This is a genomic window from Paenibacillus yanchengensis (assembly GCF_042684845.1).
Taxonomy (GTDB): domain Bacteria; phylum Bacillota; class Bacilli; order Paenibacillales; family Paenibacillaceae; genus Pristimantibacillus; species Pristimantibacillus yanchengensis.
On sequence record NZ_JBHUMH010000016.1, the window covers coordinates 224,150 to 236,500 of the forward strand.

The 12,351-nt window shown below is 40.8% G+C and carries 17 protein-coding genes; all 17 read left to right on the top strand.

Annotation, left to right across the window (positions count from 1 at the left end; genetic code table 11):
- Positions 1-24 precede the first annotated feature (24 nt).
- Entirely contained in the window at positions 25-1,158 is a 1,134-nt protein-coding gene (locus ACFSTH_RS08260; protein ID WP_377772424.1) for a major capsid protein, read from the top strand.
- A gap of 41 nt (positions 1,159-1,199) precedes the next feature.
- Positions 1,200-1,607 carry a collagen-like triple helix repeat-containing protein gene (locus ACFSTH_RS08265; RefSeq protein ID WP_377772422.1) on the top strand — a complete coding sequence of 136 codons (408 nt, stop codon included), beginning with the start codon at positions 1,200-1,202 and terminating at the stop codon, positions 1,605-1,607.
- A 15-nt stretch (positions 1,608-1,622) separates the two neighbouring features.
- Positions 1,623-1,925 (top strand): hypothetical protein, encoded by a 303-nt coding sequence (locus ACFSTH_RS08270; protein ID WP_377772420.1) that lies wholly within the window; start codon positions 1,623-1,625, stop codon positions 1,923-1,925.
- Positions 1,926-1,934: 9 nt separating this feature from the next.
- Positions 1,935-2,321, top strand: coding sequence for a hypothetical protein (locus ACFSTH_RS08275; RefSeq protein ID WP_377772418.1), 387 nt, complete (start codon positions 1,935-1,937; stop codon positions 2,319-2,321).
- On the top strand, positions 2,318-2,635 hold the full coding sequence (locus ACFSTH_RS08280) for a hypothetical protein (protein ID WP_377772416.1): 318 nt from the start codon (positions 2,318-2,320) through the stop codon (positions 2,633-2,635). The genes ACFSTH_RS08275 and ACFSTH_RS08280 overlap by 4 nt, the downstream gene beginning before the upstream one ends.
- A complete protein-coding gene (locus ACFSTH_RS08285) occupies positions 2,628-3,107 on the top strand; it encodes a hypothetical protein (RefSeq protein ID WP_377772414.1) in 480 nt (159 codons plus the stop codon). Before ACFSTH_RS08280 ends, ACFSTH_RS08285 begins: the two co-directional genes overlap by 8 nt.
- A gap of 3 nt (positions 3,108-3,110) precedes the next feature.
- Complete coding sequence (locus ACFSTH_RS08290) at positions 3,111-3,515, top strand: minor capsid protein (protein ID WP_377772412.1); 405 nt, start codon at positions 3,111-3,113, stop codon at positions 3,513-3,515.
- A 2-nt stretch (positions 3,516-3,517) separates the two neighbouring features.
- Complete coding sequence (locus ACFSTH_RS08295; protein ID WP_377772410.1) at positions 3,518-4,069, top strand: hypothetical protein; 552 nt, start codon at positions 3,518-3,520, stop codon at positions 4,067-4,069.
- A 53-nt stretch (positions 4,070-4,122) separates the two neighbouring features.
- The gene (locus ACFSTH_RS08300; protein ID WP_377772408.1) at positions 4,123-4,386 is read left to right on the top strand and encodes a hypothetical protein; all 264 of its coding nucleotides are present in this window, start codon (positions 4,123-4,125) and stop codon (positions 4,384-4,386) included.
- A 26-nt stretch (positions 4,387-4,412) separates the two neighbouring features.
- Positions 4,413-4,679 (top strand): hypothetical protein, encoded by a 267-nt coding sequence (locus ACFSTH_RS08305; protein ID WP_377772406.1) that lies wholly within the window; start codon positions 4,413-4,415, stop codon positions 4,677-4,679.
- Positions 4,680-5,258: 579 nt separating this feature from the next.
- On the top strand, positions 5,259-5,663 hold the full coding sequence (locus tag ACFSTH_RS08310; RefSeq protein ID WP_377772404.1) for a hypothetical protein: 405 nt from the start codon (positions 5,259-5,261) through the stop codon (positions 5,661-5,663).
- A 29-nt stretch (positions 5,664-5,692) separates the two neighbouring features.
- A complete protein-coding gene (locus tag ACFSTH_RS08315) occupies positions 5,693-5,959 on the top strand; it encodes a hypothetical protein (RefSeq protein WP_377772402.1) in 267 nt (88 codons plus the stop codon).
- A gap of 4 nt (positions 5,960-5,963) precedes the next feature.
- On the top strand, positions 5,964-10,091 hold the full coding sequence (locus ACFSTH_RS08320; RefSeq protein WP_377772400.1) for a hypothetical protein: 4,128 nt from the start codon (positions 5,964-5,966) through the stop codon (positions 10,089-10,091).
- 1 nt (position 10,092) lies between these two features.
- Complete coding sequence (locus tag ACFSTH_RS08325; RefSeq protein ID WP_377772398.1) at positions 10,093-10,635, top strand: phage tail domain-containing protein; 543 nt, start codon at positions 10,093-10,095, stop codon at positions 10,633-10,635.
- Between the two features lie 16 nt (positions 10,636-10,651).
- Positions 10,652-11,050, top strand: a complete 399-nt coding sequence (locus ACFSTH_RS08330; protein ID WP_377772396.1) for a phage tail fiber protein — start codon at positions 10,652-10,654, stop codon at positions 11,048-11,050.
- 17 nt (positions 11,051-11,067) lie between these two features.
- Positions 11,068-11,826 carry a phage distal tail protein gene (locus ACFSTH_RS08335; protein ID WP_377772394.1) on the top strand — a complete coding sequence of 253 codons (759 nt, stop codon included), beginning with the start codon at positions 11,068-11,070 and terminating at the stop codon, positions 11,824-11,826.
- Between the two features lie 15 nt (positions 11,827-11,841).
- Entirely contained in the window at positions 11,842-12,345 is a 504-nt protein-coding gene (locus ACFSTH_RS08340) for a hypothetical protein (RefSeq protein ID WP_377772392.1), read from the top strand.
- The last annotated feature ends 6 nt before the right edge of the window (positions 12,346-12,351 follow it).

A 12,351-nucleotide genomic window follows, 5' to 3' on the forward strand; every position in this document is an offset into this window, starting at 1 on the left:
AGAACAGAAAGGATTGAAGAAAGTATGAAGAATAAAAGTATGTTTACGATGAACTTACAGCTTTTCGCAGCATCTGATCCGCTTGATTTAACTTTAGAAGAAGCACTATCTGGTGATGATCTACTCGTTTATTCTCGAAACTTAGAGGTGTCAAACGAGTACCTGCACCCTGTATTGTTCCCACCAAAAGAAACCTCTGAACTAACAGTTGATGTTATTAAAGAAGCATCTCAAAGCTTGCCGGTTATGGCGAAAATTGCGGAACTAGGAACTGAAGTTGAATATGCCTCTCGTGAGGGAATGAGCGGAACACGCATTGAAATTCCGAAAATTCAACTAGGTCGTTATATGGACGAGCGCCTAGTGCGTCTTGCTTTACAAGCATCTCAAAGCTATGGTTTGCGGAGTGAAGAAGTTAATCAACTAAGAAACAGACAACTCAATGACGCACAGTTTGCAGTGGATTCGATTCATGCTCGTCGTGAATGGATTGCTATGACGAGTGTTTGGAGCGGTGGAGTTAATTACATTGAAGGTAATGTCAACGTTCAGGTGGACTTTGGATACACTCCAGAGCAAAAGCCTGTTCTTACGGGAACGGACAAGTGGGATGATTTCGTTAACTCTAATCCATTGGATGATATTCAAGGTTGGGTAGATGCTTGGAGAGCGAAAGGTATTCGTTTACGCCGTGCTATGACGTCTCAGAAGATTATTACGTTGTTGCGTCGTAATCTCTCCATTAGGAAACATTATCATGGAGATCCAAGTGGCTCAGCACAACCACCAGCACTTACGAAAGGGCAACTCGATTCCGTATTTAGTGAGATGGAATTCCCTGTATTGGTTGCTTATGACACACAGGCTCGTACTGAAGATCGTGCACTGACTGGAGGTAAACTGTCATTTACAACCCTACGTATGGTACCGGAAAACAGATTTATTTTATTACCTGAAGGAACACTAGGTAATTATTTATGGGCTAAGACAACGGAGGAAATGATGGCTGAGATAGAAGCTGAGCAAACAGGTGATATGGGAATTTTCGTATTCCGAGATGTGACTAAGAATCCGATTCGTTTGCGTACAGCAGGTGTTGCATTGAACTTCCCGGCGTTTGCTTGGGCTGACAGTGTGGTATCAGCAACGGTTATCTAAGGAGTGCCTACGGGTGCTCCTTTTTTTGAGGAGTGGTGACTTTGAAAAAACGAATACAAGTACCTCTTTCTAATGGTCGTATCATGCGAGAGGATGGGACCATTATTGAACTGTTTGATGATGATGGAAACCTGAAAGTTAGTTTTGCGGGAGGTGGAGGCATGCAAGGTCCTGCAGGAGCATCCGCTTATGAGATTGCAGTTGAAAATGGTTATAGAGGAACGGAAATGGAATGGCTTACTTCGTTAAAAGGTGAGAAGGGAGAACAAGGAACACCGGGTACTGCCGGGACTAATGGTACCAATGGCGCAAAGGGAGACAAAGGTGATCAAGGTCCTCCGGGATCATATGACTTAACGGCAGTACTCCCTATTGCTGATCCAGAGACGGCAACATCGAAGGATGTCGCAGCAGCGTTTAACACACTTCTGGCTGCCTTAAAATCATAAGAAAGGGTGAATGTAGTGAAGGTCAAACTTAATCGCACTGTAAAAGTACAGGGTTCGTGGCGTGGACCAGGTGACGAAGTAATTGTTTTGGACGAACTGGGTAATGAGCTGATTTCAAAGGACTGCGGAAAGCTCGTCCCTAAGTCGCAAGCGGAGATTGATGCAGAGGAACTTGCGTTGAAAGCAGCGCAAGAGAAAGTAAAAGCTGAAGATGAAGCAAAGGCCCTTGCTGCTAAGGAAGAAGCTGAGCGTAAGTCCGCTGAAGCTATAACAAAGAAAGACGTAGCCGATAAGTCCAAGACTGCAGCGAAAGAGTAGGTGATAGTTATGGATCCTTTGGAAGTAGGAAGTTGGATCATAACTAACATGCTCGACACTGAAGCATGGCTCCGTGCATCCGATCAACGACAAACGGTCGCAGTTGTCCAGGCAGATCGTAACCTTGCCCGATGGTATCCAGATATTGAATTGTACACAGAAATCGTTGCATATCAAGCGATCTGGGAGTTACAGAGCATTGATCCAGCGCTCAAATACCAGAAGCACAATGTTAAGCAGGTGACCGACAATGGCGAAACTGTTAGCTATAAAGATGTTGAACGTCCTGTTGTCGCTCCTGATGTGCGTGCTTTGCTAGGTGCAACAGCTGATGAACTTGCAGAATTGGAAGCTGAAGAAGTAGAACAACGGCAATATGGTGGTGCTTTGATATGAGTTTATTTGGTTATCCAGCTACAGTTACTCATTTTCATTCGGAAACGGATGAGTGGGGGCGACCATTACCGCCTGTCGAAACAGAACGAGCTGCAAAAGTTGTGGAGGAACAAAAACTCATTAAGAACGCTCGTGGAGAGGAGGTTCTGGTTACCGGTGAAATCCATATCGAAGGCGCGATTGCTGTCAGCTTCGATGATTACTTTATTTACATTGATGCTCTGGGCAGAGAAATCCGTTACGACGTTGCCCATTACGAAATCCGAAAATATATCGGAACAGACGATGTAAAGAAGGTGGTCGTCTATGGCTAAGGGATACGGATTTAATTTTGGTATTGTTGGACTTGAAGCCATGATTGGCGAATTAGATGACATGGCAAAGAAGATTGACGAACGAATCGATGAGACTCTGGAAAAGCTGGCTCTTCAAATCATCCATGACGCTAAAAGATTGGCCCCTAACCTATCTGGAGATCTTGAAGCGGCGTTTCACATTGGTAACGATACTTCAGCCCCGTTTAATGTTGGTAAAGTTAAAAAGCTTATAGGAGTATCGTATATCGATTTTGGTACTAGTCCGGAAGTAAATGATTATGCTGTAGTACAACACGAAGGCTTCCGGAAGACAGCATCAGGAAAGATTGTACAGCTAACGCCTGGTGAAAAAACAGTTAGTAAGGGAGCATACAACGGATATTTGCCAGGAAAAAAATATCTCGAAAATGCAATTAAGATGAACGAGATGCTGATTATTGAAGAGCTATCTAAAGTATTGGAGGGATGAAGCGTGTTGTCGGAGGATTTGATTAATTACCTGGCCTTATCGGGCTTTAATGTATACCCAGATGAAGGCTTTATCCCAGCTGATCTACCAGAAACGAAGCTACCATGTCTTTTTGTATTTGCCAGCGGTGGCTATGCACCACATGACTATATTCCGCGTGACAGTCCGACATATCAAGTTATCGTCATGGGTAAGTCGTACAAGGCCAATCCTGCGAACAAGGCTGCTGCAGAGGAGGAAGCAAAGCACTTGATAGACTTACTGCACCGTAAGCACAATTACACAGCTGGCACTGCCTATGTATGGTCGAGCAGGGCGATGCAGTCTAATCCTATCGCGTTGGGATTAGATGAAAAGGATCGACCAATGTATTCAACTAACTTTATTTTTAGTGTGAAAGGAGCATGAACATGAGTGATGTAGATAAAATCTATGCTGGACCTGGTATTTTTGAATGGGGCGTAGATGAGGATGGTGAACTGGAGGCAGATGGACTTATTATCGATCTGACTCAAGGTGGAATTAATTTTACGACTACGACAACATACTTTGAACCGACAATAGATCAAACCGGAACGGCACCGGTTAAATCAATTGCAACTGGAACCACAGGATCCATTGATTTTGAAACGCCAGATATGGACTTTGAAAAAGTTTTAAAATATAATCCGAACGCTTCCAAGGTTGAAGATGGGACAGATCCGAAAAAAGTGAAATATCATGTAACTGGCTTGGCTGGAAAGGAACTGCCTCGAAAGCGAGCTGTTATTAAACCACAAGGTGTTACGGATCCTGATCAGTTTATTTATATCGAATCTGTAGGTATCAAGTTTGATATGAATGCTGCATACGTGTTAGACAACAACCGTCGCTTAACTATCTCAGCAATGGCATATCCTAGCTTAAGTGCAACACCGAAAGGATTGCTCTATACGTGGGGAGATATTACAGCGATTGCTTAACGATTAGAGAAAGCGCCTATTATGGGCGCTTTTTATGCGAGGAGTGATAAAGAATGATTGAAAAGAGACTAGAAGCTATTCGTAAATACTTATGTGCTCTTGAAATGCTTAGCCTACACTTTACTGATCTCAATGAACTTATAACATCAGGACTTTTGGATGCAGAAAAATTGTTACCTACAGCGAAAGCACATGCATTTATTGATAATACTCATAGTAAAGAACGATGGAATAAGGTTATAGCAAGTGCAAGTACATTAGTCGAAGCAGTTTCTTTAGCTGATCAATATGCTCGTGAAGATGTTTCGTTTGAATAAATTTGCGATAAGGGAGAACGGTAAAAATGCAGATGATCGTGTCTTATCTAGCTCTTGTTTTTGCGCTAATATCAAGTTCATTGACGTTCAGTAGCTATTTTATGAGTCGTAAAAAATATGAAGAAGTACTGTCTATTTATTGTGATTCAATAAAACAACATCAGACTGAAACAAACAAGCTGAAAAATGAAATAGATGAGCTTTACATTCGCTTGAATGCTATGCGTTTATATCTGAGTGAAGATGAATTAGAAGCTTTTTGTGAAAAGTTTTCCTTGCAGAAACCAGAGTAATGGTAAGTTCAGTTTTTTGAGACGGTTCAAATGGGAGATCTATCAATATGTAGCCTTCAACCGAACTGAAAGGTTTTAGTATACCCGTCGTTAGTAGTTCGTTCTCTATAATATGTATTTCTTTACTTGGCACGTATAGTTCGTCCGAGAGTAAAGTAAGCTTTTCCTTCTTGTGAAGTACGTATATCTGTTTTAATTCATTTGGCAAAGATGAGTTATTTGTAACAGATAAATAAATTATTGTTGTATACACTTTAGTATCCGATTGATAGACATTACGTCCCCAACTATCTATATAATCCTTGTCACGTTTAATTACAACAGAAGGCTTTGTTTCAAAAGAAGTCATTATAAAACGAGCTTTTTCACTTTTGTGTTTGATTAAATTTATGAACAAATTAACGACACTGATTAATAGCGCACTCCAAGCTGCAATTTCTGACCAACTTATTAAGTTACCATTAAAATTCAAATTCATTGTATCATCACCTGTAATCATCATAATCTAATTGATTATAAAAATAAATGCCAGTAAATTTCACATAGACAAAAATGAATAACAAGATTGGAGGAATGACATTGTTCCCATTCATAAAGAAAGATCGTGTTCAACTTGGTAACAAACAAATTGAAATTCCAAAGTTAACCCGAACAAGACTAAAAAAATTAACCGATCATATTGGCACGATCGGCGATTATCTCGTGAAGCTGTTTTTGACTCCTGAAAATGACCGCGCGGTGTTTATTGTTGCTGCAGCTGACGTCGCGATCGATGAAATATATGAACTTACATCCATTTTGAGTGATCTTCCAATTGATTATTTAGATGAGCATGCATCATTCGCTGAATGCACGGAGTTTCTCCGTTTAACATGGGAGATAAATGATATTAACGCAGCCCTGGGAAACCTGAACGGCCTAATTCCACCGATGGCACAACAATTCGTACAAAGCATAGTCGGCCGGATGCAGGCCAAAGAATAACCCAAGATGAATTTGTACTACGCTGCTGTTTGATATTAGGCAAGACGCAAAATGAAATTGAGAATGGTTATGCATGGATTGACTTGCCACGACTAATTGAACTACAAGGCGAACGAAGGGCGATAGAGCTGTTAGAAAATATCGAGGTTGCTACATTTCCTCATATTACCGACTCGAAGATTAGAGAAGCTATACTGAAGCAGCATCGTGATAAGTTACCTAAACCGCCACCTGAAACACCAAAATCAGCTCAAGAACAGTACGAAGCATTAAAACTACGGATGAAAGGAGGGTAAAACATTGACAGTTGAGATAGGAGAGTTGCGAGCTCGATTAACTGCTGAATCTCGGCAAATGCGTCAAGAGGTCCAAGCTGTGAAAAAAGACTTCATTGATCTTGGGGAACAAGGGAAAAAGTCAGCTTCTGACTTGAAAACGGTGGAAACAGCTATTGCTCTGGTCGGAGCATCAAAGGACAAACTTGCTATATTAACTGCTACATTAGATAACGTGAACGCTCGAATAGAACAGCAACGTAAAAAATTGGCTGAATTGAAAGCGTCTTATGATAACACATTTAACGAGTCTGCTAAATCTAAGCTGCAAGATCAAATTTTAAATACTGAATCATCACTTCTTAGATTGATCCAGACTTCGGACAGCACAGCACAGAAAATATGGGATTTAGAAGATAGCATTAATCAAGCGGGTGTTGTAAGTCAACAAGCTGCTAGTGAGTTTAATACTCTTGACAATGCATTGAAAGAGATCGGTCTCAACGGGGAACAAATTAATGTAGTAAAACGGCATTTGGATAATCTTGACCCGACGAAAGCAGACCGTCAATTAGAAAAATTAAGTGTAACGTTGAAAAAACTTGGTGTAGATAGCCAGAGCATTGATAAAATCAACCAAGAACTACGACAAACGGAGCAAGAATCAAATAGAGCGAAACAAGGTATCAGTGGTATAGCATCAGGGCTTGCATCTCTTGGAGCAAGTGCGGTGTTATCTAAACTGATAGATGGCGTAAAAACACTAGCAGGTGAGGCGCATCAGTTAGCAAGTTCTTATCAAGGACTAAACGTGGTAGCAAAATCGTTCAATGTAGATACAGAAAAAGCAGCTGATTTAGCAGATACACTTGCTGATCGCTGGGGATTAAGTAAAACTGTCATGGCAGATACAGTAAAGACATATCTGTCGTTAAACTTGTCTCTAGAAGAAGCAGAAGAGATCATTACAGCAACTGCAGATGCTGCGGTTTACAATCGTGAAGCGCACCTGTCATGGGAAGAAGCAATCAAACAAGTATCGCAAGGGATTAAATCTGGTAATTCTAACTTAACCGATGCAGCAGGTATTACAACGAATTTATCGGTGATGCAAGATCGCTATGCGAAATCTATCGGTACGACTGCAGCTAAGCTTACTGAGTCTCAGAAGATACAAGCGGCATATAACGGAATGCTTGACGAAGGAGCTATATTTGCTGGCAATGCTGATGACGCGATGACTGGTTATACAGGTACGCAAGCCACTTTCCAATCCACTTTAGCAAATGTTAGAACAGAGCTAGGCGAAGCTTATATTCCTTACTTGGAACGAGTATTGGAGTTAATAACACCATTATTAGGAAGAACAGCGGAATGGACAAGCGAAAATCAAGAAGTTGCTGCTGGATTGACAGCTGCTGCAATTGCTGTAGCAGGGCTTATTGCAGTGCTTGCAACACTGTCTGCTGCTCTGCTTGCAATAAATACTCTAATGGGACCAATTGGTTGGACTATAGTAGCCATAGGTACTCTAGTTGCAGGTGTTGGTGCATATACTGCAGTTACCAATCAAGCGTCTGAATCTGTAAAAGAATTCACAGCCAATCAAGAGCAGCTAAACAAAGCACTTAGCGATACATCTAATAGTTTGAACGCTAATCAATATGAAATGTTGCAATCCAACATGGAAACATTAAGTGAAGTGTTGGCGAGACGAAATGAATTAGAAAAAGAATATAACGAACTTACGTCAGCAGCTGAACGTGGTGAGGGATCAATTGAAAATACCCACAAAATGTTTGAACTAGCAGATGCCATCAAAGCAGTAGATAAAGAATTAAAGGCACTCGACTTCAGCAGTGTAGAAGAAGCTGAATTTGCCCTAAGGAACATGAAAAAAGCTTCTGATGAATCATTAGGAGCGCTTGTGCAGCTGACTAGGCAGCAGATGCAAGAGAACATTGCGCTTGTGGACAATATATCCGAGATGAAAGCTATGTCAGAAGAATATGATGAGCTGAACAAACAAGCTAACTTAACCGAACAGCAGAAAGCGCGGTTAGAAACTATTGTCAAGAAATTGAAAGCTGAGTATCCTGATTTAATAGTGTTGTTAGATGAAGAAAATCAATGGCATATTGAAAATAAGAATGCCTTAGACGATTATATCACTGGAGAAGAAAATCGTTTAAATGCTGCCATCGCTACTGCTAAACAGGTAATTGAAGCTGCTAAAATAGAAGCGGAAGAGCGTGTGCGACTAGCGCGAGAAAGCATGGCGGAAATAGAACGCATCGAAGCAAAAGGACTTACATCATCGAAAACATCGATGCCATTTTTAAGCGATGCAACAGCTGGTATTTTTGATAGAAACAATGAATGGGTGTTGAATCAAACTAAAAAGCAGCTTGTGAATGATATTAATAAAGGGAATTATAGCGTTAATGAAGCTAACAAGCTGTTGGATGATTTAACAATTGGTTATGATCCGTTTCGACGAAAAACAAATCCTGAAGTTCCAGAAGATAATAAGAAAAAAGGGAAAAAGGAAAAGAAAAAGAAAGAGAAAGAGAAAAAACAGAAGACAGCTGCTGAACTAGCGGAAGAAGAATATCAGAAGTCTCTAGCTTATATTCAATATAAGAAAGATTTGAACCAGTTGTCAGAAAAACAAGAACTAGCGATGTTAGAAAAGCTGGAGAATCGCTATAAACAGTACAGTGATATTCGTAAGGACGCAGAGGTTCGTATTTATAAGCTTAAAGATGAGATGTACAAAAAAGAATATAATGACGAAAAGAAACTAATGAACTATAAACAGGATTTAGGACAACTGTCTGAGAAAGAAGAGCTTGCTCGACTAGAAAAAATGTTAAGGAAGTACAAAGATAACACAGAACTACGAATGCAACTAGAAGTTGAGATTTATCAGTTGAAAGAACAAATGAAGGAGCAAGATTTTCAGCATAGCAAAGAGTGGATTGCCAAGGAAGAAAAGCGAATGATTCTAGCCGGCGCAACTGAAGAAGCTATCGCCAAAATGAAAATGTCGGCGTGGACTCGTGTTCGAAATCGTTATGCGAAGGATATGGACTTCTATAAAGAAGCTGATGAGCAAATAACGAATTTAAAAATCAATCAATTAAAAGAAGTGGCCAAACAAGAAGCAGAAGCCGCCAAAGAAAAGGAAAAGCAACGTAAGGATGATTTGAAACGTACACTAGACGCTATCAATAAAGCGAAGAAATCTGAACTAGATGCTTTGAATGAACGTCGCAAAGCGATTCAAAAGTTTTATGAAGAACAAAATGAGAACATTGATGATTCAGAACGTTTAAAAGAACGAAATGAATTGCTTGCTGAGATGGAAAAGTATCGTTTTGCAACAAGTGAAAAAGGGCAGAAACATTTTCAAGAGCTACAAGAAAAGTTACGTAAGATGGACATCGATCAACAGAAGCGTGATTTACAGGAGGAACGAGATCAGAAGCTGGAAGCAATAGATGATGAAAAGAAAGATATTGAAGCCTGGTATGATGAGTTGCGAGAAGCAACGGATGAACTAACAGGTGATCTGACTAAGCTTTACAAACTCGCAGATGATGAACGACTAAAATCATTTATCGATACGAATGAAAAAATTAAAGAAGAAATGGAAAAATTGAAAACGATTATGACGGGCGTATCTGCGCAAGATACGAAAGTTGTTGCTCAAATGATTGCGAATAGCGCTGCATGGGCTTCTGCCAATCCTGCAGAAAGAGCGCGATTGAGTGAAGAGAATGACAGACTTGGTGCATCAATTGGAGCAGTTAAAAATGAGATGCAAGGACGTTGGTATAAGCCAGATGGTACACCGCTCTACCATTCGGGCGGCATTGCCGGTGAAATGAACTTCCGTTCTGCTGATCAGCTGATGCCAGATGAAATAACGGCCATTTTAAAACGTGGAGAGCCGGTACTCACACCACAGCAGATTGGTAGTTTGGTTTCTGCTTCTGCTGGTAATGGTGGGGCTAGCATTCATATTGAAAAGTTTATGGAAGTAAACGAACCGGTGTTTGAAGATGGCATTGATCTTCGTTCTTTTGGTAGGGATACTGGCAACGAAGCTGCCGAAATACTTCGTAAGCAGTTAACAGGGGGTGCGTGATTTGTACGGATTTCGTTATCGGGGTCGTCATTCTTCCGAATTTGGTGTTGATCTACTATCATATACTATTAACTCACCTGAATTGAGAGAATATGAAGAGGAAGTACCGGGGCTTCCTGGTATCGTAGATTACGGTACAGAATGGAGCAAGCGCAGTATCGACATGCAAATTGACATTACACCAACGGCTAAACCGTTTAAAGTGCAGCAATCCAAAATATTAAACTGGTTCAAACCTACATTGCCGGCTGGAATCTTAGTCTTTGACGAGATACCAGACCGGTTTTATTATGCCAAATTTACCGGAAATCTAGGCATTCAACAATTTGGAACCTACGGTACGTTTGAGTTTGCTATGAAATGCACAGATCCATTTATTTATGGTCCTGAACAAATAGTGGAGAATACCATCACTAGTAATCCAGAAAGCATCTTTGTTGTATCGGCTGGAACTGAGCCAACTTACCCTGTTATTCGGTTACAGAATGCAGGCAACAACACGATCAACGGCTTTAGTTTAACTATTATATCAGAGGTCGAATGACCGAGGAGGCAACGCTATGGGAGCAATGAGTAATTATTTAGAGGTAGCATTGTTAAATGCAGTATTTCGTAACACGCCTTTCACTTCACCTACAACTGTGTATCTAGCTCTGTATACGAGTGATCCAACAGAAGCAGACACAGGCACGGAAGTATCCGGGGGAGCATATGCAAGGCAAGCAGTAACCTTTTCAGCCCCTACACAAGTTGGAAGCAAGGCAACGATATCTAATTCTGCCGATGCATCATTTGCCGTTGCAACTGCAGCATGGGGTACTGTGACACATGTTGGATTACGTACTGCTGCTACAGGTGGCAATTTGCTTTATTATGGACCAGTAAATAACGCGCGATCGATACTTGTTAACGATCAGCTTAAATTTCTCGCCGGGGAGCTTATCTTAGACCTCGATTAATAGGAGGTCGATGAAATATGTTTAATAGAGCCGGATTTAATAGGCTACGTTTTAACCGAGCGACTGTATCGGTTGTTAATTTATCAGCATCGCTACAAGCTGATAGTGGCATTACAGCAGACTACAAGCGAGTTATTTCAACTGGTATTATTGCTACCGCTGAGACAGGTATTGATATAACGATAACACGAGTTGTACCGCATACAGCTGCATTTAGTGTTAACAGTGATATTGAGACGAATGTAACTAGGGCAATTGGTTATCAATCTGCAACGTCAACTGAAGCTAATATGTTTGCAGAGGTTTTGAGAATTATATCTCTTGAGAGCAAGCTAAATGCTGAAGGGAAAGTAATGGCAGATAGTGCTGTGCTATGGAGTGGACAAGCACTAGTATCAGCAGAAGCTTTATTAAAAGCGAATCCATTACGAATACTAAGCTACGATGCTCATATGGGTGCGGAGTCTAAAACTGCGGCTAAAATAATGCGCATTATTAGATATCGAGCGTACTTGTCAGCTGCTGCTGGAATACAAACAGATGCGAGTAAATACAAGATTCAACGATTAAATGTTAACGATTCGTTTGCTCCAGGTGATGAAATATTTATCATCCCACAGTATAGACGCATTACTAAAAATGGCGAGAATGTGCGTCATATGTTAGAGGGAGATTGGATGATATTACTACCTGGTGAAAATCAAATACAATACAGCGACACGGGGATGCAGCGAATGATTAAGCAGCGCATTACTCACCGTGATCGCTTAATATAGCAGGGGGGTAGCGTTATGTTCAACCGCTCTGCATTCAATAGACTAAAATTTAATCGTTCTAAAGACCATAAAACATTATCGGCAGAGTTAAGTACATCTGCAGCTATACAAGCAAACGAACGCGTTATACTGACCACATCCGCACATTTGATAGCCGATAGTGATTTGCGGCAGCTAACATATATGTCTGCACATCTATCTGCGGATAGTAACCTTAAAGCTTCAGCAGGGCTTGTTATGCCGGTACAAATAGCCCTATCAGCTGAAGCTGAACTGGTAGCTCGTGCATCTAAGTGGCAGCGTCGTGAGATTGTTTTCAATGGCACGTGGCTTCCAGGGCAAGTCATTATCATTAATCATAAAGAACTGACGTTACTATTAAATGGACAGAATGCATTGCGATCAATGAAGGGGAAGTTTGGTTCGTTTTCGTTAGGGCTTAATGAGTTAGTTTATACAGACACAGCAGCTCTTCGCACTGTACTCGCTCAAATTATTTATCAACAGAACAATGTTTAGAAGAAG